The 22,572-nt window shown below is 72.3% G+C and carries 20 protein-coding genes; 11 read left to right on the top strand and 9 right to left on the bottom strand.

Annotation, left to right across the window (positions count from 1 at the left end; genetic code table 11):
• Window positions 1–145: 145 nt before the first annotated feature.
• Entirely contained in the window at window positions 146–424 is a 279-nt protein-coding gene (locus F4556_RS05935; RefSeq protein WP_184912214.1) for an HPr family phosphocarrier protein, read from the top strand.
• Window positions 421–2,091, top strand: a complete 1,671-nt coding sequence (ptsP, locus tag F4556_RS05930) for a phosphoenolpyruvate--protein phosphotransferase (RefSeq protein ID WP_184912213.1) — start codon at window positions 421–423, stop codon at window positions 2,089–2,091. Before F4556_RS05935 ends, ptsP begins: the two co-directional genes overlap by 4 nt.
• A 26-nt stretch (window positions 2,092–2,117) precedes the next feature.
• Here ptsP and F4556_RS05925 read toward each other — a convergent pair whose 3' ends face one another.
• The 6 genes from F4556_RS05925 to F4556_RS05900 all read right to left on the bottom strand — a co-directional run bounded on the left by F4556_RS05925 (window position 2,118) and on the right by F4556_RS05900 (window position 9,252).
• Window positions 2,118–2,411: a hypothetical protein gene (locus F4556_RS05925; RefSeq protein WP_184912211.1), complete on the bottom strand. Its 294-nt coding sequence runs from the start codon at window positions 2,409–2,411 to the stop codon at window positions 2,118–2,120.
• A 95-nt stretch (window positions 2,412–2,506) separates the two neighbouring features.
• Entirely contained in the window at window positions 2,507–3,703 is a 1,197-nt protein-coding gene (locus F4556_RS05920; RefSeq protein WP_184912210.1) for an XdhC family protein, read from the bottom strand.
• Window positions 3,704–3,789: 86 nt separating this feature from the next.
• Window positions 3,790–5,274, bottom strand: a complete 1,485-nt coding sequence (locus F4556_RS05915; protein ID WP_184912208.1) for an NCS2 family permease — start codon at window positions 5,272–5,274, stop codon at window positions 3,790–3,792.
• A gap of 251 nt (window positions 5,275–5,525) precedes the next feature.
• Window positions 5,526–7,886, bottom strand: coding sequence for a xanthine dehydrogenase subunit D (gene pucD / locus F4556_RS05910; protein ID WP_184912206.1), 2,361 nt, complete (start codon window positions 7,884–7,886; stop codon window positions 5,526–5,528).
• A complete protein-coding gene (locus F4556_RS05905) occupies window positions 7,883–8,368 on the bottom strand; it encodes a (2Fe-2S)-binding protein (RefSeq protein ID WP_184912204.1) in 486 nt (161 codons plus the stop codon). Before F4556_RS05905 ends, pucD begins: the two co-directional genes overlap by 4 nt.
• The gene (locus tag F4556_RS05900; protein WP_184912203.1) at window positions 8,365–9,252 is read right to left on the bottom strand and encodes an FAD binding domain-containing protein; all 888 of its coding nucleotides are present in this window, start codon (window positions 9,250–9,252) and stop codon (window positions 8,365–8,367) included. The genes F4556_RS05905 and F4556_RS05900 overlap by 4 nt, the downstream gene beginning before the upstream one ends.
• 400 nt (window positions 9,253–9,652) lie before the next feature.
• On the opposite strand from F4556_RS05900, the gene F4556_RS05895 reads away from it, so the two are divergent.
• Both F4556_RS05895 and F4556_RS05890 read left to right on the top strand, forming a co-directional pair.
• Window positions 9,653–11,245 (top strand): PucR family transcriptional regulator, encoded by a 1,593-nt coding sequence (locus F4556_RS05895; protein ID WP_184912201.1) that lies wholly within the window; start codon window positions 9,653–9,655, stop codon window positions 11,243–11,245.
• A gap of 180 nt (window positions 11,246–11,425) precedes the next feature.
• Entirely contained in the window at window positions 11,426–12,178 is a 753-nt protein-coding gene (locus F4556_RS05890; RefSeq protein WP_184912200.1) for a hypothetical protein, read from the top strand.
• A 63-nt stretch (window positions 12,179–12,241) separates the two neighbouring features.
• On the opposite strand, the gene F4556_RS05885 is transcribed toward F4556_RS05890, so the two are convergent.
• Window positions 12,242–13,321 (bottom strand): alpha/beta hydrolase, encoded by a 1,080-nt coding sequence (locus F4556_RS05885; RefSeq protein ID WP_313068178.1) that lies wholly within the window; start codon window positions 13,319–13,321, stop codon window positions 12,242–12,244.
• Between the two features lie 305 nt (window positions 13,322–13,626).
• Between F4556_RS05885 and F4556_RS05880 the strand changes: the two genes are divergently transcribed.
• The 5 genes from F4556_RS05880 to F4556_RS05860 are packed head-to-tail and all read left to right on the top strand — an operon-like array spanning window position 13,627 to window position 18,065.
• On the top strand, window positions 13,627–14,637 hold the full coding sequence (locus F4556_RS05880) for a substrate-binding domain-containing protein (RefSeq protein WP_446684970.1): 1,011 nt from the start codon (window positions 13,627–13,629) through the stop codon (window positions 14,635–14,637).
• Complete coding sequence (locus F4556_RS05875; protein ID WP_184912194.1) at window positions 14,634–15,653, top strand: ABC transporter permease; 1,020 nt, start codon at window positions 14,634–14,636, stop codon at window positions 15,651–15,653. Before F4556_RS05880 ends, F4556_RS05875 begins: the two co-directional genes overlap by 4 nt.
• Window positions 15,620–16,426, top strand: a complete 807-nt coding sequence (locus tag F4556_RS05870) for an ATP-binding cassette domain-containing protein (RefSeq protein ID WP_184924331.1) — start codon at window positions 15,620–15,622, stop codon at window positions 16,424–16,426. The genes F4556_RS05875 and F4556_RS05870 overlap by 34 nt, the downstream gene beginning before the upstream one ends.
• 14 nt (window positions 16,427–16,440) lie before the next feature.
• Window positions 16,441–17,589 carry an ROK family glucokinase gene (locus F4556_RS05865; protein WP_184912192.1) on the top strand — a complete coding sequence of 383 codons (1,149 nt, stop codon included), beginning with the start codon at window positions 16,441–16,443 and terminating at the stop codon, window positions 17,587–17,589.
• A gap of 53 nt (window positions 17,590–17,642) precedes the next feature.
• Window positions 17,643–18,065 (top strand): hypothetical protein, encoded by a 423-nt coding sequence (locus tag F4556_RS05860; protein WP_184912190.1) that lies wholly within the window; start codon window positions 17,643–17,645, stop codon window positions 18,063–18,065.
• A gap of 7 nt (window positions 18,066–18,072) precedes the next feature.
• Here F4556_RS05860 and F4556_RS05855 read toward each other — a convergent pair whose 3' ends face one another.
• Complete coding sequence (locus tag F4556_RS05855) at window positions 18,073–18,453, bottom strand: winged helix-turn-helix transcriptional regulator (RefSeq protein WP_313068175.1); 381 nt, start codon at window positions 18,451–18,453, stop codon at window positions 18,073–18,075.
• Window positions 18,454–18,477: 24 nt separating this feature from the next.
• On the opposite strand from F4556_RS05855, the gene F4556_RS05850 reads away from it, so the two are divergent.
• Entirely contained in the window at window positions 18,478–18,888 is a 411-nt protein-coding gene (locus F4556_RS05850; protein ID WP_184912186.1) for a YybH family protein, read from the top strand.
• A 4-nt stretch (window positions 18,889–18,892) separates the two neighbouring features.
• On the opposite strand, the gene F4556_RS05845 is transcribed toward F4556_RS05850, so the two are convergent.
• A complete protein-coding gene (locus F4556_RS05845) occupies window positions 18,893–20,521 on the bottom strand; it encodes a CocE/NonD family hydrolase (protein ID WP_184912184.1) in 1,629 nt (542 codons plus the stop codon).
• Between the two features lie 198 nt (window positions 20,522–20,719).
• On the opposite strand from F4556_RS05845, the gene ggt reads away from it, so the two are divergent.
• Complete coding sequence (ggt, locus tag F4556_RS05840; protein WP_184912183.1) at window positions 20,720–22,504, top strand: gamma-glutamyltransferase; 1,785 nt, start codon at window positions 20,720–20,722, stop codon at window positions 22,502–22,504.
• The last annotated feature ends 68 nt before the right edge of the window (window positions 22,505–22,572 follow it).

The following is a 22,572-nucleotide window of genomic DNA, read 5'->3' as shown; positions in this document are numbered from 1 at the left end:
GAAAGCAAAGATTTTCGGACACCCAATCGGACATGCTCACAGATCGAGACTTCTGCCCGGTTGTGTTGACATCCGCCCGGAACCGGGCGTAGAACCAACAGCAATCCACCCGTAACGGGCCCGAAACCACATCTAGGGGACCCTCATGCCTCAGCTCCAGGTCACCGTCGGCTCCGCCAGCGGCCTGCACGCCCGCCCGGCCTCGCTGCTCGTCCAGGCCGCCGCCCGGCAGACCGCCAGGGTCACCCTGGCCCGCCCCGGACAGACCGCCGTGGACACCCGCAGCCTGCTCTCGGTGCTGGCACTGGCCGCCAAGCAGGGCGAGGAGCTGGAGCTGACCGCCGTGGGTGAGGACGCGGACCAGGCCCTGGCCGAGCTGGCCGCGCTGATCACCGAGGACCACGACGCCCCGGCCGCCCGGTGAGCCGGCTGCTCGACGGGATCGGTGTCGGCACCGGCAGCGCGGCCGGGCCGGTGGCCCGGATGGCACCGCCGCCCGCACTGCCCGCACCCCGCCCGGTCGCCGACCCCGCCGCCGAGACGGCGGCCGTCCGACGGTCCGTCGGCGAGGTGGCCGCCGAACTCGCCGACCGGGCCGAGCGGGCCGGGGGAGTGGCCGGGGAGGTGCTGGAGGCGCAGGCGCTGATGGCCGCCGACCCCACCCTGCTGGACCGGGTGGCCGCCCTGATCGCCGAGGGCACCGACGGCCCGCACGCCGTCACCGCCGCCTACGCGGAGTTCCGCGCGCTGCTCACCGCCGCCGGCGGCTACCTGGCCGAACGAGCCGCCGATCTGGACGACCTGAGGGACCGTACGGTGGCCCGGCTGCTCGGCCTGCCCACCCCCGGCCTGCCCGACCCGGGTCACCCGTACGTGCTGGTCGCCGAGGACCTGGCGCCCGCCGACACCGCGTTGCTCGACCCGGCCGTGGTGCTCGGCCTGGTCACCGTCCGCGGCGGCCCGACCAGCCACACCGCGATCCTGGCCAAGGCGCTCGGCCTGCCCGCCGTGGTCGGCTGCGCCGGGGCGGCCGGGCTGACCGACGGTCAACTGGTGCTGCTGCACGCCGCCGAGGGCACCGTCGAGGTCGACCCCGAGCCGGGTGCGGTGCGGCGGGCGGCGGAACGGGAGCAGCGCCGCCGGGAACGGGAGCGCGGCGTCAGCGGCCCCGGCCGGACGGCGGACGGGCACCCCGTCGGCCTGCTGGTCAACCTCGGCGCGCTCGCCGAACTGGACGGGGCGGCCGCGGCCGACGCCGAGGGCGTGGGCCTGTTCCGCACCGAGTTCCTCTTCCTGGACCGCGCCGAAGCCCCCGGTCAGGCCGAGCAGACGGCGGCGTACCGGCGGGTGTTCGAGGCGTTCACGGGGCGCAAGGTGGTGGTCCGCACGCTGGACGCGGGCGCGGACAAGCCGCTGCCGTTCGCCACCGCCGCCGACGAGGAGAACCCCGCGCTCGGCGTCCGGGGCCTGCGCACCGCCACCCGCGACCCGGAGCTCCTTGAAACCCAGTTGGCCGCCGTCGCGGCGGCGGCCCGGGGTAGCGCGGCCGAGGTGTGGGTGATGGCGCCGATGGTCTCGGTGCCGCGGGAAGCCGCGGAGTTCGCCGCCCGGGTACGCGCGCACGGGTTGCCGCTGGCCGGGGCGATGGTCGAGGTCCCGGCGGCTGCCCTGCGGGCCGGGCGGCTGGCGGAGGTCTGCGACTTCCTCAGCATCGGCACCAACGACCTGTCCCAGTACACCTTCGCGGCCGACCGCCTGCTCGCTCCGCTGGCCGCACTGCTCGACCCCTGGCAGCCCGCGCTGCTCGACCTGGTGGCGGCGACGGCCGGGGCCGGGGCCGCACTCGGCCGCCCGGTCGGGGTGTGCGGCGAGGCGGCCGCCGATCCGGAGCTGGCGCTGGTGCTGGTCGGACTGGGCGTCAACAGCCTCTCGATGGCGCCGTCCTGCCTGCCCGCCGTCCGCGCGGCGCTGGCCGCGCACACCCTCGGCGACTGCCGGGAGCTGGCCGAACTGGCCCGGACGGCGGCCGACGCGGAGACCGCCAGGACGCTGGTCCGGCGGTCGATGAACGCCGAGCTGCGGAACGCCTGACGCCGCCCCCCAATGGCCGGAGGGTCTCAGCTGCCGGAGATGATGCCCAGGCCCTTGGTGAGGTCGTCGAGGTTCATGCAGGGGGTGATGCTGATTTCGGCGTTGAGCTCCCAGAGCGGTTCCAGCATCGGGACCATCGAGTACTCGGCCGGGAGGTCGACGAACAGGTAGGCGCAGCGGCGGCCGGCCGTGGGGGCGAAGTACACCGCCTCGGGCTTGAGGGTGGAGATGATGCCCTGCAGGGCCTTGGGCATGCTGCCGTCGGCGATCAGCCGGTTGGCGGTCTCGGTGTCGAACTCGACCTGGATGAGAGTACGCATGGCTCGGGACCTTTCGTCACCGGTGCGGACGCGGTGATCGGTCCGCCCTGCATACCAGCGTCTCGCGCGCCATCGGCGGCCGCCATCCGGGTGAGTCAGGCGGCGGCGGAGGGGACGGTCTCCTCGGCGGCGCGGGCCAGGTCGTGGTGGATCGGTCCGTCGCCGGCCGAGAGCGGCAGGCAGGAGCCGCCGCGGCGGTGCGCGACGATCTCGGCGGCGACCGAGACGGCGGTCTCCTCGGGGGTGCGGGCACCGAGGTCGAGGCCGATCGGGGAGCGCAGCCGGCCGATCTCGGCGTCGGTCAGGCCGACCTCGCGGAGCCGGGCGTTGCGGTCGCGGTGGGTCTTGCGGGAGCCCATCGCGCCGACGAAGGCGACCGGCAGCCGGAGCGCGCGCTCCAGCAGCGGGATGTCGAACTTGGCGTCGTGGGTCAGCACGCACAGCACGGTCCGGCCGTCGATCGCGGAGAGCTGGGACTCCAGGTAGCGGTGCGGCCAGTCGACCACCACCTCGTCGGCCTCCGGGAAGCGCCGCGCGGTGGCGAAGACCGGGCGGGCGTCGCAGACGGTGACCCGGTAGCCGAGGAACTTGCCGATCCGCACCACCGCCGCCGCGAAGTCGATCGCGCCGAAGACCAGCATCCGGGGCGCGGGCACGTACGACTCGATGAAGAAGGTGACGGTGCCCTGTGACGCGCCCGTTGTTGAGAAATCAAGAGGTGTACACGGGCGCCCGTCCAGGCCGAGCACCAACTGCCCGGTGCGGCCCGCGTCCAGCATGGCCCGCGCCTCGGCGACGGCGGCGCGCTCCAGCGCGACGGTCGTGGAGGGGGCCGGGGTGAGCGAGCCGTGGTGGGTGTCGGCGGTGACCGCGACGGTGGCGCCGAGCAGGGCGGCCGGGCCGGCCACGATCCGGGCCAGCGCGACCGGGGTGCCGGAGGCGATGTAGGTGATGCCCGCGTCGAGCGCGGGGTCGGCGCCGGGGACCACCGGCTGGACGAAGACGTCCAGGATGCCGCCGCAGGTGAGGCCGACCGCGAAGGCGTCCTCGTCGCTGTAGCCGAACCGCTCCAGGACCGGGGTGCCGGTGGCGATCGCCTCCTGGCAGAGCTCGTACACCGCGCCCTCGACGCAGCCGCCGGAGACCGAGCCGATCGCCTCGCCGTCCGCGTCCACCGCGAGCGCGGCGCCGGGGTCGCGCGGCGCGCTGCCGGAGACGCCGACCACGGTGGCCACGGCGAAGGAGCGCCCGGAGGAGTGCCAGGCCAGCAGCTGCTCGGCGATGTCCTGCATTTCGGGGGCTCCCAACGGAAGAAGAGGGGGTGGAACGGGGGCAGCCGCTGTGCGAGGGCCGGGACCCCCGCACAGCGGCTCTGCTACTAGTGAACTCCCAGCCAGGCCTTGATCGGGGTCAAGGCGAAGTAGATCAGGAAGACACCGGTGAGGATCCACATCAGCGGACCGGGCTCGCGCCACTTGCCGCGGCCCGCCTTGATCACGCAGTAGGTGATCACACCGGCCGCGACACCGGCGGTGATGCTGTAGGTGAACGGCATCAGGACGCAGGTGAGGAAGGCCGGGATGGCGACCTCGCGGTCGGACCAGTCGATGTGCCGGGCCTGACTCATCATCATGGAGCCGATCACCACCAGGGCGGCCGAGGCCACCTGGACCGGCACGATGCCGGCGAGCGGGGTGAAGAAGAGCATCAGGGTGAAGACACCACCGGTGACCACGGAGGCCAGCCCGGTCCGGGCACCCTCGCCGACGCCGGTCGCGGACTCGACGAAGACGGTCTGCCCGGAGGCACCCGACAGGCCGCCGATGGCGCCGCCGGCACCGTCCACGAAGAGCGCCTTGCTCAGGCCGGGCATCCGGCCCTGCTTGTCGGCCAGACCGGCCTCGGTGCCGACGCCGATGATGGTGGCCATCGCGTCGAAGAAGCCGGCCAGCACCAGGGTGAAGACGGCGACCGAGGCGGAGATGGCGCCCATGCCCTGGCTGCCGAAGGCGCCGAACAGGTCGACGTGACCGAACAGGCCGAAGTCGGGGGCGGCCACCGGGCCGTCGCCGGGCCACTTGGGCACCTGCAGGCCCCAGACCTTGTCGTCCAGACCGGCGGCCGCGTTCACGACGAAGGCGATCACGGTGCCGGCCGCGAGGCCGATCAGGATCGCGCCCCGGGTGTTGCGGACCAGCAGCACGAAGATGGTCAGCAGGGTGATGCAGAAGATCAGCACGGGCCATCCGGACAGCTCACCGGTGGGGCCGAGCGAGAGCAGCGGGCCCTTGCCCTGGAAGACGAAGCCCGCCTTGTTCAGACCGATCAGGGCGATGAACAGACCGATGCCGATGGTGATCGCGTGCTTGATCGGCAGTGGGATGCCGTTCATGATCTTCTCGCGCAGGCCGGAGACGACCAGCAGCACGATGGCCAGACCGTAGATCACGCAGAGGCCGAAGGCCTGCTCCCACGTGGTGTGCGGGACGACGATCGCGGAGATCGCGCCGGAGACCGAGAGTCCGGCCGCGGCGGCCAGCGGCACGTTGCCGACCACGCCGAGCAGGATCGTGGTGACGGCGGCGGCGAGCGCGGTGGCCGTGGTGAGCTGCGCGTGGTCCAGGTGCACCCCGTTCTTGTCGGCGCCGCCGAGCAGGATCGGGTTGAGCAGCAGGATGTAGGCCATCGCCATGAAGGTGGTGAGGCCACCGCGGAGCTCATTGCCGAAGGTCGAGCCGCGCGCCGATATCTTGAAGTAGGCGTCCAGCGCGTTCTTCGGCGGGTTTGCCTCGGACGGCGTGAGGGAGTCGTCCGTGGCGGGTCTGTCGTCAGTGGTGCCGGGCTCCGTGGAGATCCGGGTCATGTCCACTCCCAAGGTTCAAAGGGGGTTGGGGTGGGCGAGTCGACCTGATTTGCCGGTTGGAGGAGGCACAGGGGGACTGTTCGACTCACGAGGTACGCACTCAAGCCGGTGCGGGGTGGTACGCACTGCTGCAGAACCCCGGCGTGGGAGAGGCGGCAGCGATGGTGCTTGATGATGCGTCGACTGTTCTGCTTTTTTGGTGCGCCCCGGGGCGGCGGGGAAGACGGTCGCCGCCCCGGGGAGGCTTGTGGCTAGAGCGTCCCGGTGAGGTGCTCCGGCCGGACCGGGATCCGGTTCAGGGCGATCCCCGTGGCGGCCCGGATCGCGGCGACGATCGAGGGCGTGGCGGAGACGGTGGGGGCCTCGCCGACGCCGCGCAGTCCGTACGGGGCGTTCGGGTCGGGGAGTTCGAGGATCTCCACCGGGATCGGCGGGGTGTCCAGGATGGTGGGGATCAGGTAGTCGGTGAAGGACGCGTTGCGCACCTTCCCGTCCTTGACCACGATCTCCTCCATCACGGCCAGGCCGAGCGCCTGGGTGACGCCGCCCTGGATCTGGCCGACCACCGAGAGCGGGTTCAGCGCCTTGCCGACGTCCTGGACGGCGGTCAGCTCGACCACCTTGACCAGGCCCAGGTCGACGTCCACGTCGACCACCGCGCGGTTGGCGCAGAAGGTGTACTGGACGTGGCCGAAGCCCTGCCCGGTCTCCTTGTCGAACGGGACGGTCGGGCGGTGGTGGTGCTCGCGGGTGAGGTCGATGGCCTCCTCGCCGAGCAGGTCCACCATCGAGACCAGCACGCCGGCGCTCTCGGAGACCACCTTGCCGCCGACCAGGTCGATGTCGTTCTGGTCCCAGCCGTAGCGGCGGCGGCCCTTGGTGATCAGCGCCTGCTTGACCGCCTCGGCGGCCAGCTTCACCGCACCACCGGTCATGTAGGTCTGCCGCGACGCGGAGGTCGAACCGGCCGACCCCACCTCGGTGTTGGCCGGGTGGATGGTGACCTGCTCGACCCCGAGCTCGGTACGGGCGATCTGGGCGTGCACGGTGACGCCGCCCTGGCCGACCTCGGCCATCGCGGTGTGCACCATGGCGACCGGCTCGCCGCCGATGACCTCCAGGCGGACCCGGGCGGTGGAGTAGTCGTCGAAGCCCTCGGAGAAGCCGACGTTCTTGATGCCGACCGAGTAGCCGATGCCGCGCACGATGCCCTCGCCGTGCGAGGTGTTGGACAGCGCGCCCGGGACCTGACGGATGTCCAGGTTGTCCAGGTCGAGCGGCGGCGGCAGCGGCATGTCCTTGACCCGCTGCAGCAGCTCGGCGACCGGGGCCGGCGAGTCGATCTTCTGTCCGGTGGGCATGTAGTCGCCCTCGGCCATCGCGTTCAGCTGCCGCAACTCGACCGGGTCGATGCCCAGTTCGGCCGCCAGCTTGTCCATCTGCGACTCGTAGCCGAAGGCCGCCTGGACCGCGCCGAAGCCGCGCATCGCGCCGCAGGACGGGTTGTTGCTGTAGAGCGCGATCGCGTGCATCCGCACGTTCGGGATCACGTACGGGCCGTGGCCCAGCGAGGCGGCGTTGCCGACCACCGCGGGGGAGGCGGAGGCGTACGCGCCGCCGTCCAGCACGATCCGGGCGTCGGCGTAGACCAGCTTGCCGTCGCGGGTGGCGCCGTGCTCGTAGTACATCTTGGCCGGGTGGCGGTGCACGTGGCCGAAGAAGGACTCGTCGCGGGCGTAGACGATCTTGACCGGCTTGCCGGTGTGCAGGGCCAGCAGCGAGGCGTGGATCTGCATCGAGAGGTCCTCGCGGCCGCCGAAGGCGCCGCCGACACCCGCCAGGGTGAGCCGGACCTTCTCCTCCGGCAGGGCCAGTACGGGGGCCATCTGCTCGCGGTCCACGTGCAGCCACTGGGTGGCCACGTAGAGGTCGATGCCGCCGTCCTCGGCGGGCACCGCGAGGCCGGACTCCGGGCCGAGGAAGGCCTGGTCCTGCATGCCGACCTCGTAGTGGCCGGAGACCACCACGTCGGCCAGCGCGCGGACCTCGTCGGTCACGCCGAGGCCGGAGACCAGCTTCTGCTCGTGGCAGATGTTGTCGTACCCGTGCGACTTGTACTCGTGCGGCTCGTGCACATAGCCGTGGGTCTGCGGGTCGAGGCACTGCTCCTCGGTGACGATCGGGGTGAGCACCTCGTACTCGACCTTGATCTTCTTCACCGCGCGGCGGGCCGTCTCCGGGTGGTCGGCCGCGACCAGCGCGATCGCCTCACCGTGGTATCGGACCTTGTCGATCGCCAGGGCCGGCTGGTCCTGGATCTCCAGGCCGTAGAACTTCGAGCCCGGGATGTCCTTGTGGGTCAGCACCGCGTACACGCCGGGCACCTTGAGCGCCTCGGAGATGTCCACGCTGATCAGGTTGGCCCGCGGGTGCGGCGAGCGCAGCGCCATGCCCCAGAGCATGTCCTCGTGCCACATGTCGGAGGAGTACGCGAACTCGCCGCGGACCTTCAGGTTGCCGTCCGGGCGCAGCGGCGAGCCGCCGATGCCGTCGGGGCTCGAGGTCCGGATGTCCTGCAGGTTCTTCTGGCCCTGGATGGTACGAGTGCTCATTCGGAGGCCGCCTTCGCGCACTTGCGGGCGGAAGCCAGCCGCACCGCGTCCATGATCTTCTCGTAACCGGTGCAGCGGCACAGGTTGCCCGACAGCGCCTCGCGGATGTCGTTGTCGCTCGGCTGCGGCTCGTTGTCGAGCAGCGCGTCGGTCTGCACCAGCAGGCCGGGGGTGCAGAAGCCGCACTGGACGGCGCCGGCGTCGATGAACGCCTGCTGGACCAGGCCCAGCTCGCCGCTCTCCTCGGCCAGACCCTCGACGGTGCGGACCTCGCGGTCCTGGACCTGGCCGGCCGCGACCAGACAGGAACAGACCGGGACGCCGTCCAGGTAGACCGTGCAGGAACCGCACTCGCCCTGCTCGCAGGCGTTCTTGGAGCCCGGCAGGCCCACCCGCTCGCGCAGCACGTAGAGGAGGCTCTCGCCCTCCCAGACGTCGTCCGCCTCGACCGGCTTGCCGTTGGCGGTGAATGTGACCCTCATGCCGCGCTCCTGATCTGCTTGCTGTAGTCGTTCCAGGTCCAGGTCAGCGTGCGGCGGGCCATCACGGCCAGCGAGTGCCGCCGGTAGTCGGCGGTGCCCCGGACGTCGTCGATCGGCGAGGCGGCGGCCTTCACCAGCTCACCGAACCGCTGGATCACCTCGGCGCCCAGCAGGTCGCCCGACTCCCACAGACCGCGCTCGGCGAGCACGCCCTGCAGGTACTCCTCGGCCTCCACGGCGCGGCGCGGCGTGGGGGCAGCCGAACCGATCCCGGTACCGACCGTGCCGTTCTTCGGGTGCAGCGCGAAGCCGAAGGCACAGACCGCGATGACCATCGCGTTCCGGGTGCCGATCTTCGAGAACTGCTGCGGGCCGTCCGCCACCGGGATGTGGACGGCGCGGATCAGCTCGTCCTGCTCCAGGCTGTTGCGCTTCACGCCGACGTAGAACTCGTCGATCGGGATCATCCGGGTGCCGCGCACCGAGGCCGCCTCGACGAAGACGTCACGTCCGGCGGCGAGCAGCGCGGGGTGCGCGTCACCGGCGGGCGAGGCGCCGCCGAGGTTGCCGCCGACGCCACCGCGGTTGCGGATCTGCGGCGAACCCACGGTGTGCGCGGCGAGCGCGAGACCGGGGAGGGGCCCGGACAGCTCGTCGATGATCCGGGTGTAGGGGACCGAGGCGCCGAGCCTGACGACGTCGCCGTCGTTCGACCACTCGGTCAGCTCGGTGATGCGGTTCAGGTCGAGAATCGCGGATGGCCGGTGCACGTCGAAGTTCATCTCGACCATGACGTCCGTGCCGCCGGAAATCGGCAGCGCGGTCGGGTACTCAGCCTTCGCCGCGAGCGCCTCGTCCCAGGTACCGGGCCGAAGGAACTCCATGCGGGTCTCTCCTCAAGTCGTCGCCAGCCGGACAGTTGGGCACAGTGCCCGGTATTCGGTGTATCGGACCTTGCTACCGCCTCGTTGCCTCGGCGTTGAGTCCTGGTCACCGGGGTGTGTCCGGCGGCGTGTTGCCAGTGAACCGCCGACCGCTCACCCGGAGGCAGTCACCGATGGCATGAAGCCCTTGCCTCGGTGTCGCCCGGCATCCTGTACGTTCCTCTAAGGCGGACAATTGCCCTGTACAGCGCTGCGCGCGCCACTACCTACGACCGTAATCCGGCCGTGATTCGGAAGCTACGGCCCCGTGACCCGGGACCGGTTGATACGTAACACCGATCACCCGTCCATCGGGCACACTGTCCCCCCGAACCACACCATCAGACGAAGGAGTCTGCGGATGCGCGTCCGAGACCTGCTCGCCCCCGGGGCCCCACGGCTGCGGCTGCTCGCCGCCGAGGACGAGCTCGACCGGCAGGTCAGCGGCGTGATGACGACCGACCTGCACGACCCCGGCCGGTACCTGCACGGCGGTGAGCTGGTGCTCACCGGCATGCTCTGGCGGACCGGGCCGGAGGACTCCGAGCGCTTCGTGCGCACCATCGTGGTCGGCGGCGCGGTCGCCCTGGCGGCCGGCGAGGCCGAGGTCGGCCCGGTGCCCGAGGACCTGGTGGACGCCTGCCGCCGGCACCGGATGCCGCTGCTCGCCGTCCCCGACGACATCGCCTTCGGCACCGTCACCGAGTTCATCGGCAGACAGGTCTCGGCCGACCGGGCCGCCGACCTGGCCGCGCTGGTCGACCGGCACCGGCTGCTGGTCTCCGCCGCCGGCGGTGGCGGACTGGACGCCGTGCTGGAGCTGCTCGGCGGCGACATCGACCTGGACTGCTGGGTGCTCGCGCCCACCGGCCGGGTGATCGCCGGGCCCGCCGAGCGGCTCTCCGCCGAGGACCGCGACCAGCTGGTCCGGGCCCACCTGGCCGCCCAGCGCCAGCGCCGCCGACCCCCGCACCGGGCCCGGCTGGCCAGCGGCTCGTACTCGCTGATCCCCGCCCCGGCCTCCACCGAGGCGGACGCCTCGCTGGCCGACTGGGTGCTCGCGGTCGCCGGGGACGTCACCGAGTGGACCGGCAAGCGCCAGCAGCTCGCCGACAACCTGGCCCGGCTGGCCGCCGCCGAACGCACCCGCAGGGACGAGGGCCGCCGACTGCGCCGCCGGCTCGCCGACGAGGTGCTGACGCTCCTTCAGCGGGACGCCGACCCGGCCGAGATCAGCCGCACGCTGTACGCCTCCTCGGCGATGGCGGCCCGGTACGAGGGTGCGGCCGTGGGGCCCTCGGTGGCGGAGGGGTCCTGGTTGGTGCTGAGTGCGGAAGGGACGGGACTGCCGGATGGTGCGGTCCGTTCAATCCTGGAGGAAGCTCTCACCGACGCCTCCGACCGCGCCCTGGTCGCGGGCGCGGGCACCGGCGCCGTCGTGGTGCTGCCCGCTCCCGACACCGCCGTGCCCGCCGACGCGCTGCGCGAGCTGCTCGCCCCGCTGGAGGCCGGCCTCGGCTCGGAGGGCCGGATCACCCTCGGCGTCTCCGCCCCCGCCGCCGAGGCGGGCGGCCTGCGCGGCGCCCTGGAGGAGGCCCGGCACGCCCGCCGGATCGCCGCCGCCCGGGTCGGCCGGATCTGCGTGGCAGGCCCGGAGGAGCTCGCCTCGCACGTGCTGCTGCTGGCGGCGGTGCCGGACGAGGTCCGCCGCGCCTTCCGCAGCCGCCTGCTGGACAAGGTGATCGCCTACGACATCGAGCACCAGGCCGACCTGGTCCGCACCCTGGAGGCCTTCCTCCGCTCCGACGGCTCCTGGACCCGCTGCGCCGCCCAGCTGCACGTGCACGTCAACACCCTGCGCTACCGGATCGGCCGCATCGAGGAGTTGACGGGCCGTGACCTCTCCCGCCTGGAGGACCGGGTGGACTTCTACCTGGCACTCGAACTCGCCTGATCCGGCGTCACCCGTCCGGGCGTCGTCACATGGAGTGACTCTCTGTTATGCAGAAAGCTTCGGTGGGTGATGAATGGGAAGGTGGCTGTTCCGCAGCAGGCCCTGACGGGGTGTTATCGGGCCGTCCGGCCGCGCGTCGGGAACGGTGCCGGTCATCCGCCCGCCGAGCCGGTCCGTACAGTGATCGACTTCGCGTTCCGACCCCCGTCGGCATGGCAGCTGGAGCGGGCCGGGCGGGTGACCGTCACCGAGGTGACCCGAGCCGGGCTGGCCTTTCCGGCCGGTGACTGGGGGTGGGACTTCACCCCTTCGCCGGCCCGGCTCGTGGTTCCGGTGCTGGAGCGTCGTCCCGACCGGTCGACGGTCAGCCCGGAGGGCCGTCCGGCCGGGGTGCTGGAGCTCTCGGGGCCGGACCGGACGCCTTTGCGGGTGACCGTCGACGACGAACTGGGCATCGTTCTGCGGGCTCATTCGCCTGCCACCGGATACCTGGAGGAGATCACCGGTCTGCGCGTCCACCCGGCGCTCCCGGACGGGCTGTTCACCGACCCGGGGGACGACGGTTCGGACCGGGCCGAGCTGCGCCGCTACGAGCGGATCCGTGCTCACTGTCTGGGGCGTACGCTCCCGGTCCCCACGGCGTGGCCGGGAGCGCTCGGCCGGCCGGCGCCGATCGACGGTGACCCGGCCACCGGGTTCCTGGTGCTGGACCTCGACGTGCGGCCCTCGGTGGACCTGCCCACCGGGGCGCAGCTGATCCGGCAGCCGCTCACAGAACCGGGGTACACCGGCGGCTGGGCCGCCGACCCCGGTACGTACCTGCACCGGTGGCGGGACGGGCGGTGGCAGTGGACCGTGGCCGTCACCGGCCGCCCGCTCACGCCCGCCCAGCTGGCCGCCGTGGCGGCGGAGCTCGCCGCGGGCGGGAGTTGAGCGGGGCGGGGACGCCGAAGGGCCCGCCGGGGGAACCGGCGGGCCCTTCGGGCTGACGGTGGGTCAGTGGTTGGCCGGGATGATCGTGGTGAGCCACTTGAAGACGTCGGGGACCATCGGCTTCCAGACGTCGCTGGAGTGGGCGCCGCTGCTCTCCACCGCGGTGACGGTGGTCGGGGCCTTGGCGGCCGCCTTGAGGGCGAGCGCGGCCTCGTAGCCGTCGCCCTTGTCGCCGCTGAGGTAGAAGGCGACCTTGGGGGGCTGCGGGGCGGTCTTCAGGATGTTGAGCGGGTTGGACTTCTCCCGCAGGGCCGGGTCCTTCGCGGTGAGCGAGTCGGGCTCCAGGGACGGGTCGTTGTAGCCGGAGAGGCTGATGCTGGCGCGGTAGCGGTTGGGGTGCTCGGCGCCGAGCTTGGTGGCGCAGTGGGCGCCGGCCGAGTACCCGGCGACCGCCCAGCGGTCGGGGGAGGGGTCGGCGCGGAAGTTGTCCAGCACCATCTGCGGGACGTCCCGGGAGAGCCAGGTGTCGGCGTTGACCTTGCCGGGGACGTCGGCGCAGCCGGTGTCCTGGCCCTTGCCGAGCAGCAGGGTGCGCGGCGAGACCAGGATGAACGGGGCCACCTGGCCGCTCTCCATCAACGGCTTGAGCTGCTCGGACACCTTCAGGGTGCCGTACCAGGTGGAGGAGGAGCCGGGGTAGCCGGGGAGCAGCTCGACCACCGGGAACTTCTTGTCCTTGAACTCGGGTTTGTCGTACTGCGGCGGGGTCCAGACCAGGACCTCGCCGTCCACCCCGGAGAGCCGGCCCTTGAGGTCGGTGCGCTTGACGTCACCGGGCACCTTCGGGTCGTCCACGTTCTTGAAGGACTGGATCACCTTCGGCTCGGGGGACTTGCCGGACTTGCCGTCGCCCGCCGGATCGTCGGAGGAGACCTGCGGGACGGCCCGGACGTGGTTGCCGGTGCCGAGCAGGTCGGACCAGCTGCCGTAGATCAGGTTGGCGTTGTTCACCATCACGAAGACCATCACCACGGCCGTCACCTGACAGGCCAGGATCATCACCAGTCTCGCCAGCACCTGGACCGGTTGCGGTCCGCGCACCCGCCCCCAGAGCAGCAGTGCGGCCGCGATGGAGGCCGGCACGAGGATGATCGTGCAGATGAGGAATGGGGTGCCAGTGAGTTGCATCAAGTTCTCGTATCCGGATCGTCCGCCGCCCCGGACCCACATCGCCCCGGAAGCACTTCGATGGGATCAGACGATTTCGAACGGTGGATCAGTTGCTCTCGAACCTTGGAGAAAGCTGAGAGGAACATCACGTGTTCGGTGAAAATTGCCTGAACGACCTGGACCAGTGTGCCACTCACATGGCCCTATCCGTCGAACGGGTACGGCCCACTGTCAGCGAGTCTGCCGGTTCGAACAGCCCCGTCCGGGAAACTGTCGGAGTGTCAGACCGCCGGTACCGCCCCGTCCTCCTGCCGCTCGCGGCGCTGCTGCTGGTGACCACCGTGCTGTCCGGGTGCAGCAGCACCGGCGGACGCCGTGCCGAACAGGCCCGCAGCCGGGCCGCGACCGCCGGCGGCGCGGTCGACACGCCGCGCTGGACGGTCGCCATGGTGACCCACGCGGGCGCGGGCGACGCGTTCTGGGACACCGTCCGCAAGGGCGCCGAGCAGGCCGCGGCGAAGGACAACATCACCTTCCTGTACTCCAACGACGCGCAGACCCAGAACCAGGTGCAGCTGATCCAGGCCGCGATCGACCAGCGAGTGGACGGGCTGCTGGTCTCGCTGGCCAAGGGCGAGGCGCTGACCGGTGTGCTGGCCAAGGCGAAGGCGGCCGGCATCCCGCTGATCAGCATCAACTCGGGTCAGGAGTTCTCGGCCCGGTTCGGCGCGCTCACCCACATCGGCCAGGACGAGAGCACGGCGGGCCGGGCGGCCGGGACGGAGCTGGGCAAGCGGGGGCGCAAGTCGGTGCTCTGCGTGATCCACGAGCAGGGCAACGTCGGCCAGGAGCAGCGCTGCGGCGGCGCCAAGGGCGCCTTCAACGGCACCCTGCAGACCCTGTACGTGGACGGGGTCAACCTGCCCGACGCCCGGGCCGCGATCGCCGCCAAGCTGCAGGCCGACCCGGCGCTGGACACCGTGCTCACGCTCAGCGCCCCGCTGGCCGCGACCGGCCTGCAGGCCGTCCAGGACGCCCGGCGGCCGGTCGAGCTGGACACCTTCGACCTCGGCACCCAGGTGGTGACCGGGCTGCAGGCGGGCACGGTCGGCTTCGCGGTGGACCAGCAGCCGTACCTGCAGGGGTACCAGGGCGTGGACCTGCTCTGGCTCTACCGCTACAACCTGGACGTGCTGGGCGGCGGCGGCCCGGTGCTGACCGGCCCGCAGATCCTCACCAAGGAGGACGCGGCCGCGCTGGCCACGTACGTCGCCCGGGGGACCCGATGAGCTCCGACCTGCTGGTCTCCCGGCCGCGCGGTAAACACCGGCGGGCCCGCCCCGAGCTGGGCGCGGCGCTGGCGGCGGTGGCCGTGCTGTTGTTCTTCTCGGTGGTGGCCGACAGCTTCCTGCGGGCCTCCTCGATCGGCACCGTACTGTACGCCGCCTCGACCATCGGCATCATGGCGGTGCCGGTCTCGCTGCTGATGATCGGCGGCGAGTTCGACCTCTCGGCCGGGGTGCTGGTGACCAGCGCCGCGCTCACCTCCTCGATGGTCAGCTACCAGCTGACCGCCGTGACCTGGGTCGGCGTGCTGGTCTCGCTGCTGGTGGCGCTCGCGGTCAGCGGCTTCAACGGCTGGATGCTCGGCCGCACCCGGCTGCCCAGCTTCATCGTCACGCTCGGCACCTTCCTGATGCTGACCGGCGCCAACCTGGGCCTCACCAAACTGATCTCGGGCACCGTCACCACCAAGCCGATCGGCGACATGCAGGGCTTCGGCTCCTGCCGCTGGCTGTTCGCCTCGGAGCTGACGGTGGGTGGGCTGACGGTGAAGGCCACCGTCTGGTGGTGGTTCGGCCTGGTGGCGGTGGCCTCCTGGGTGCTGCTGCGCACCCGGTACGGCAACTGGGTGTTCGCGGTCGGCGGCGACGCGGCGGCGGCCCGCGCGGTCGGCGTTCCGGTCGGCCGGACCAAGGTCGGCCTCTACCTGGGGGTCGGCTTCTGCGCCTGGGTGCTCGGCCAGCACCTGCTGTTCTCCTTCGACACCGTGCAGTCCGGCGAGGGGGTCGGCAACGAGCTGATCTACATCGTGGCGGCGGTGATCGGCGGCTGCCTGATCACCGGTGGGTACGGCTCGGTGGTCGGTGGGGCGCTGGGCGCGCTGATCTTCGGCATGGTGAGCAAGGGCATCGTGTACGCGCAGTGGAACCCGGACTGGTTCAAGTTCTTCCTGGGCGCGATGCTGCTGCTGGCCGCGCTGCTCAACTCCTGGGTCAAGCGACGGGCGGAGCGCGGCCGGTGAACCTGCTGACACTGGAGGACGTGGGCAAGACCTACGGCAGCGTCCGGGCCCTGGAGGGGGTCTCGCTGACGGTGCGCCAGGGGGAGATCTGCTGCGTGCTGGGCGACAACGGCGCGGGCAAGTCCACCCTGATCAAGATCATCGCGGGGCTGCACCGGCACGACGAGGGCCGCTATCTGATCGGGGATCAGGAGGTCCGGCTGAGCTCGCCCCGGCAGGCGATCGACCGGGGCATCGCCACGGTCTACCAGGACCTCGCGGTGGTCCCGCTGATGCCGGTCTGGCGGAACTTCTTCCTCGGCGCCGAGCTGGGCGGCCGGTTCCGGCTGGACAGCGCCCGGATGCGGGTGGTCACCCAGGAGGCGCTGGCCAGGATGGGCATCGAGCTGGACGACGTGGACCAGCCGATCGGCACCCTCTCCGGCGGCCAGCGGCAGTGCGTGGCGATCGCCCGGGCGGTGCACTTCGGCGCCCGCGCGCTGGTGCTGGACGAGCCGACCGCCGCGCTCGGGGTCAAGCAGTCCGGGGTGGTGCTCAAGTACGTGGCCGCCGCCCGCGCGGAGGGCCTGGGCGTGGTGCTGATCACCCACAACCCGCACCACGCGTACCTGGTGGGCGACCACTTCACCCTGCTCAAGCGGGGTCGGATGGCGGGCAGCCACCCGCGCGCCGAGATCACCCTGGAGCAGCTCACCACCGAGATGGCGGGCGGCTCCGAACTGGCCGAGCTCTCGCACGAACTCGGCCGCCCGGGCCCGGAGGCGGACAGCTGACCCGGCGCGGGAGGATGGGCCCGTACGATTCAGTCCCCGCTGAAGGAGCACCTTTGAGCAACCCGCAGCGCCCCGCCGTCTTCCCCACCCTGCTCGGCGGCATCGGCCCCCGGGCCGAGCGCCGGCGCCGGTCGCTGCCCGCGAGCATCCTGCGGCTGCCGACGGTCGGGGTGGACATCGGCGGCACCAAGGTGGTGGCCGGGGTGGTGGACGGCGAGGGCAGGGTGCTGGAGCGGCTGCGCACTGACACGCCCGACAAGAGCAAGAGCCCGCGGGTGGTCGAGGACGTGATCGTCGACCTGGTGCTCCAGCTGGCGGACCGTCACGACGTGCACGCGGTCGGCGTCGGCGCGGCCGGCTGGGTGGACGCGGACCGCTCCCGGGTGCTGTTCGCCCCGCACCTGAACTGGCGGAACGAACCGCTGCGGGACGCGCTGAGCGCCCGGCTGCGGTTCCCGGTGGTGGTGGAGAACGACGCCAACGCGGCGGCCTGGGCCGAGTGGCGGTTCGGCGCGGGGCGGGGCGAGGAGCACATGGTGATGCTCACCCTGGGCACCGGCATCGGCGGCGCCCAGGTCAGGGACGGGTACGTGGACCGGGGCCGGTACGGGCTGGCGGGGGAGTTCGGGCACATGCAGGTGGTGCCCGGCGGTCACCGCTGCCCGTGCGGCAACCGGGGCTGCTGGGAGCAGTACTCCTCCGGCAACGCGCTGGTCAGGGACGCCCGGGAGCTGGTGGCCGAGGAGTCGCCGGTGGTGCAGCCGCTGCTCGCGCTGGCGGGCGGCACGGCCGCCGGGCTGACCGGCCCGCTGATCACCGAGGCGGCCCGGGGCGGCGACCCGGTGGCGACCGAGCTGCTGTACGAGGTGGGCACCTGGCTGGGCGTCGGCATCGCCAACCTGGCGGCGGCGCTGGATCCCGGACGGTTCGTCATCGGCGGCGGGGTCTCGGAGTCGGGGGAGCTGCTGCTCGAACCGGCCAGGAACGCCTTCAAGCGCACGCTGACCGGCCGCGGCTTCCGTCCGGAGGCGGAGATCGTGCACGCGGCCCTGGGCAACGACGCCGGTCTGGTCGGCGCGGCCGACCTGGCCAGGCAGGTGGCGCGGCGGTTCCGGACCATCAAGCGGCACCGGGTGGAGCGGGCGGTCGGTACCGCTTCCTAACAAATATGTTTATAAACCTATTGCGCGGGAGAAAGCCGGGCTAGCATCCGCCTGTGGCAGCGACAGCGAAGCTCCGGCACGGCATTCCCCGGGTGAGCGCCGGGCGGTGGGCAGGTCTGCTGATCTGCGCCGCCTCCGCACTGGTGGACGGCCTGGTGATCGGCAGCCGGTCGGTGATCGGCGGGCTCGGCCTGCTGCTGCTCCTGCTGCCGGTGGCGCTGCTGATCGCGGTCGGCACCTCGGCGAAGTCCACCCTGCCGGTGGCCCCCGTGCTCCTCGGCCTGCTGGCCTGCGGCCTGCTCGGCCTGGCGCTCGCGACCGGCGGCCCCGTCGCGTACGCGGCCCTGGGCACGGCCGTCCTGCTGACCCTGCTGTCGGCCGCCGCCGGCCGTCGCGGCCACCGCCCCGGTCCGGCCGAACCGCTCTCCGCCGCCGACCGCGAGGACCTGCTCGACGCCTACCCGGCCGCCGTCTGACCGGGCGTCAGCCGAGTGCCGTGCCCGTCCGGTACAGCTCCACCAGCAGCGGTCTCAGCGCCCGGCCCGTGGCCGTCAGCTCGTACCGGGTGCGGACCGGGAACCCGCGCAGCCGCTGACGCACCACCAACTGCCGTTCCTCCAGCACCCGCAGGCGCTCCGTCAGGATCTTCGGGCTGATCTCCGGCAGCCGCTCCCGCAGTTCGCCGAAGCCGTGCGGTCCGTGCATCAACTCCCGCAGCACCAGCGTCGTCCATCGACCCGACACCGCCGCGAGCGCCCGCTCCACCGGGCAGCTGTCCTCCGGGCGGCCGGTGCGCCCGCGTTCGTCCGGTACCAACTCGGCGTCCCAGCCGTGCTCCGCGTGGGTTTCCCTTTGGTGAGTCACGCCGCCGCCGAGTTCACTGCCGTCATGACCACTTCTGCGCATGCCCACACTCTCGCCCTGACCACCGACCCCCGGCAACACCCGGCCGTCTTCGCCGCCGCCTTCAACTCCGGGGACCCCGACCTGGTCCAGCAGGTCTACGAGCCGGGCGCCGTGTTCGTCCCCGAGCCGGGCCGGCCGGTCACCGGCCCCGGCATCCACGCCGCCATCACCGGGTTCCTCGCACTCGGTCTCCCCATCACCGTCCAGGTCCGGCACGCCTACACCGCCGACGAGATCGCTCTCCTGGTGGTCGACTGGACCATCACCGGCACCGGTCCCGACGGCAGCCCGGTCCACCTCACCGGCACCGCGACCGACGTCGCCCGCCGGGGCCCCGACGGTTACTGGCGCTACCTCATCGACAACCCCTTCGGCACCGCCGGGACCCCGTGAGGGCCTAGCCGCGCAGCGGGATCGAGACCCAGGACGGGTCGGCCGCCGGTGAGGTGAAGGTGAGCGAGGACCAGGCCGGGTTGTGCGTGATGTACAGCGGGTCGACGGTGTCGACCACCAGGGCGAGGCGGTGGTCGGCCGGGACGTCGTAGGCGGTGGCCTGGAGCGGGAAGTCGGCGGTGAACGGGGCGGCGTGGTCGAGGAAGGTGTACGGGGCGTGGGTGATCAGCTTGCCGACGCCGAGCCCGTCCACGTCGTAGAGGTAGGCGACCAGGCTGCCGCGTGCGGCGGAGGGGGTGACGCCGAGGTGGACCCGGACGGTGCCGCGCAGTTGCTGGCGGGTGGCGTACGGCTCGGACTGCCAGACGGCGGCCACCGGCCGGGGCAGCAGCGGGACGGAGACCAGCGGCGGGAGCTTGAGGAACTGCTCGGCGAGGTTGCTGAGGAAGACCACCCCGCCGTCGGCGCCGGAGTCCAGGCCGGTGGCGATCGGGGTGCGCCAGCCGGTGTCGGTGCCGGCCGCCAGGGAGCCGGTGTTCAGCCAGTCGCGCTCGCCGAGGCCGAGCCTCCGGGTGGAGCCGGTGACGGCGGCCCAGCTGGCGTACTCCTCGTAGCCGTCCTGGAGTTGGGGCTTGAGCCGGACCGGCTTGGCCCGGTCGATGCCGTTGTCGGTGCCCTTGAGGTAGTGGTCGAGCCAGGCGTGGGTGGTGGACCAGACGTCGTTGGGCAGCCCGGCCAGGCCGGTGGCCTCGGCGGTGGCGTGGTCGCCGGGGCGCAGTTCCAGCCGCTTGGGGCCGGTCAACTTCTCGTAGAAGCCCGTCAGTTGGTTGGGCGGGAAGATCGAGTCGCCCCAGGCGTTGGCGAGCAGCACAGCGGTGCCGTTGGCGTTGATCCGGTCCAGGTAGGTCGCGGCGGAGCGCTTGGCTGCCCAGGCCCGCAGCTTGGCCTCGTTCTCGAAGTCACTGCCGAAGAAGGCGGTCAGCTGCTCCTGGAGCTCGCTGCCGGGCCGCCCGGTGAGGTAACCCGCGATCGCCAGCACCCCGGCGGACTGCAGGTGTTGGGTCTCGTCGCTGAACAGCGAGTCGGCCAGGTCGGCCCAGCCGCTGAGGGCGGCGACGACCTTGATCCGGGGGTCGAAGGCGGAGCCGAGCAGGCTGATCCCGGCGCCGTAGGAGATCCCGGCGGCGCCGATCCGGGCCGGGTCGGCGCTGGTGTTGGCCAGGGACCAGTCGATCACCTTGGACAGGTCGGCGATGTCGGGCGGCCCGGCCACCTCGATCCTCCCGCCCGAGCCCCAGAAGCCGCGCGGGGTGTAGCTGACCACCACGTAACCGGCGTCGGCGAGTTGCTTGGCCTGCGCGAGGTACTCCAGGTCGTTGACGCCCCAGGAGGAGGGCAGCACCACCAGTGGGTGCCGGGCGGCGCCGTCGGCGGGCTCGTACACGTTGCCCTTGAGGACCACGCCCTCCGAGCCGGGGATGTCGGTGAAGCGCAGCCCGGACTGGGCCGACTGGGTGACCGTCGACGCCTGGGCGGCGGGCGCCAGGGCGAGCGGGGCGGTGGCGAGCAGGGCGGTGGCCAGCGCGAGCGCGGCGGCGCGGTTGCGTACGGGCAGGCGGGTGCGTGCGGGCATGGGGGACTCCTGGCGCTGCGGGGGTGGGGGTGCAGGACCTTGTGACTGGACGGTAACCAATCAGACGCACTGTCAGTAACTCGTTGGCAGGTACCGGACCGATAACGAAACTACCGGCGGGTAGTGGCGCGAAGACGCGTTGTGCCGTCGCCACCGGCTGTGAAAGAACGAGGAGTTGACGCCGTCCCAGGAGGACTCATGCGACTGACCAGGCTCGCCCAGCTCACCCTCGCCGGGGCGTTGATCTGCACCCTGGCCACCCCCGCGCAGGCCCGGCCGGGCCCGCCGCCCAAGGTGCCCGAGGCGGTCGGCTGGGGCGGTGCGGTGGCCAGCGTGGACGCCGACGCCACCGCCGTCGGCCTCGAGGTGCTGCGGCGCGGGGGCAACGCGGTGGACGCGGCCGTGGCCACCGCCGCCGCGCTCGGGGTGACCGAGCCGTACTCGGCCGGCATCGGCGGGGGCGGCTACTTCGTCCACTACGACGCCCGCACCGGGCGGGTGGAGACGCTGGACGGCCGCGAGGTGGCCGGGCGGACGGCGGGCGAGACGCTGTTCCAGGAGAACGGCAAGCCGCTGGCCTTCGCGGACGCGGTGACCAGCGGGCTGAGCGTCGGGGTGCCCGGCGCACCGGCCACCTGGGCGAAGGCGCTGGAGCTGTGGGGGAGCCGGGATCTGGACGAAGTCCTGAAGCCCGCCGCCAAGTTGGCGGACCGTGGCTTCACCGTCGACCAGACCTTCGTCGACCAGACCGCGCTGAACGAGACCAGGTTCCGGGCCTTCCCGGACACCGGGAAGCTGTTCCTGCCGGGCGGCAAGCTCCCGGTGCTCGGCTCGACCTTCCGCAACCCCGAACTCGCCGCCACCTACCGGGAACTGGGCCGCAAGGGCATCCAGACCTTCTACCGGGGCGAGCTGGCCGCCGATGTGGTCCGCACCCTCCAGCACCCGCCGGTCGACCCGGCCTCCGGCTGGAACGCCCGGCCCGGCAAGGTGGACGGCAAGGACCTGGCCGACTACCGGGTGATCCAGCGTCAGCCGACCCACGTCGACTACCGGGGCTACGACGTCTACGGGATGGCGCCGTCCTCCTCCGGCGGGACCACGGTCGGCGAGGCCCTCGGCATCCTGGAGCACAGTGACCTCGGCGCGGTGAGCGCCACCCAGTACCTGCACCGGTACCTGGACTCCAGCCGGATCGCGTTCGCCGACCGGGGCCGCTGGGTGGGTGACCCGGCGTTCTCCCAGGTGCCGACCCGTCAGCTGCTGAGCGACGAGTTCACCGCCGCCCGGGCCTGCCTGATCGACCCGGTCAAGGCGCTGACCAGCCCGCTCGCCCCCGGTGACCCGTACCACCCGGTGGCCTGCGCCACCGGCGGCCAGGCGGTGCCGGAGACCCACGAGGGCCCGAGCACCACCCACCTGACGGTGGCCGACCGCTGGGGCAACGTGGTCGCGTACACCCTGACCCTGGAGCAGACCGGCGGCAGCGGCATCACCGTGCCGGGCCGGGGCTTCCTGCTCAACAACGAGCTGACCGACTTCTCCTTCGCCCCCGCCACCGCCGGGGTGCCCGACCCCAACCTGCCGGGGCCGGGCAAGCGGCCGCGCTCCTCGATCTCGCCGACCATGGTGCTCAAGGGCGGCAAGCCGGTGGTCGCGGTCGGCACGCCCGGCGGTTCGACCATCATCACCACCGTGCTGCAGGTGCTGCTCGGCCGCCTGGACCGGGGCCTGACGCTGGAACAGGCGATCGCCGCGCCCCGGGCCAGCCAGCGCAACACCGCCGCCAGCCAGGCCGAACCGGCCTTCCTGGCCGGCCCCGAGCGGGCCGGCCTGGAGGCGCTCGGCCACAGCTTCGTGCTCAACCCGGAGATCGGCGCCGCCACCGGCGTCGAGCGGCTGCCGGACGGCCGCTGGATCGCGGCGGCCGAGCCGACCCGCCGGGGCGGCGGCTCGGCGGCGGTGGTGCACCCGACCCGCTGATTGCTGTCGGTGTCGGGCGGTATGTTCGGAGGTGGGCACCCCCGCGGGTGCCCACCCTCGTCCGAAGC

It is taken from the genome of Kitasatospora gansuensis (assembly GCF_014203705.1).
GTDB lineage: Bacteria > Actinomycetota > Actinomycetes > Streptomycetales > Streptomycetaceae > Kitasatospora > Kitasatospora gansuensis.
The sequence above is the reverse complement of the archived record's forward strand: the minus strand, read 5'-3'. Positions and strand labels throughout refer to the sequence as shown.

Coding starts and splice junctions, on each gene's coding strand:
- F4556_RS05935 (WP_184912214.1), top strand. CDS start 146: ATGCCTCAGCTCCAGGTCACCGTCGGCTCCGCCAGCGGCCTGCACGCC.
- F4556_RS05925 (WP_184912211.1), bottom strand. CDS start 2,411: ATGCGTACTCTCATCCAGGTCGAGTTCGACACCGAGACCGCCAACCGG.
- F4556_RS05920 (WP_184912210.1), bottom strand. CDS start 3,703: ATGCAGGACATCGCCGAGCAGCTGCTGGCCTGGCACTCCTCCGGGCGC.
- F4556_RS05915 (WP_184912208.1), bottom strand. CDS start 5,274: ATGACCCGGATCTCCACGGAGCCCGGCACCACTGACGACAGACCCGCC.
- pucD (WP_184912206.1), bottom strand. CDS start 7,886: ATGAGCACTCGTACCATCCAGGGCCAGAAGAACCTGCAGGACATCCGG.
- F4556_RS05905 (WP_184912204.1), bottom strand. CDS start 8,368: ATGAGGGTCACATTCACCGCCAACGGCAAGCCGGTCGAGGCGGACGAC.
- F4556_RS05900 (WP_184912203.1), bottom strand. CDS start 9,252: ATGGAGTTCCTTCGGCCCGGTACCTGGGACGAGGCGCTCGCGGCGAAG.
- F4556_RS05895 (WP_184912201.1), top strand. CDS start 9,653: ATGCGCGTCCGAGACCTGCTCGCCCCCGGGGCCCCACGGCTGCGGCTG.
- F4556_RS05875 (WP_184912194.1), top strand. CDS start 14,634: ATGAGCTCCGACCTGCTGGTCTCCCGGCCGCGCGGTAAACACCGGCGG.
- F4556_RS05865 (WP_184912192.1), top strand. CDS start 16,441: ATGGGCCCGTACGATTCAGTCCCCGCTGAAGGAGCACCTTTGAGCAAC.
- F4556_RS05850 (WP_184912186.1), top strand. CDS start 18,478: ATGACCACTTCTGCGCATGCCCACACTCTCGCCCTGACCACCGACCCC.
- F4556_RS05845 (WP_184912184.1), bottom strand. CDS start 20,521: ATGCCCGCACGCACCCGCCTGCCCGTACGCAACCGCGCCGCCGCGCTC.
- ggt (WP_184912183.1), top strand. CDS start 20,720: ATGCGACTGACCAGGCTCGCCCAGCTCACCCTCGCCGGGGCGTTGATC.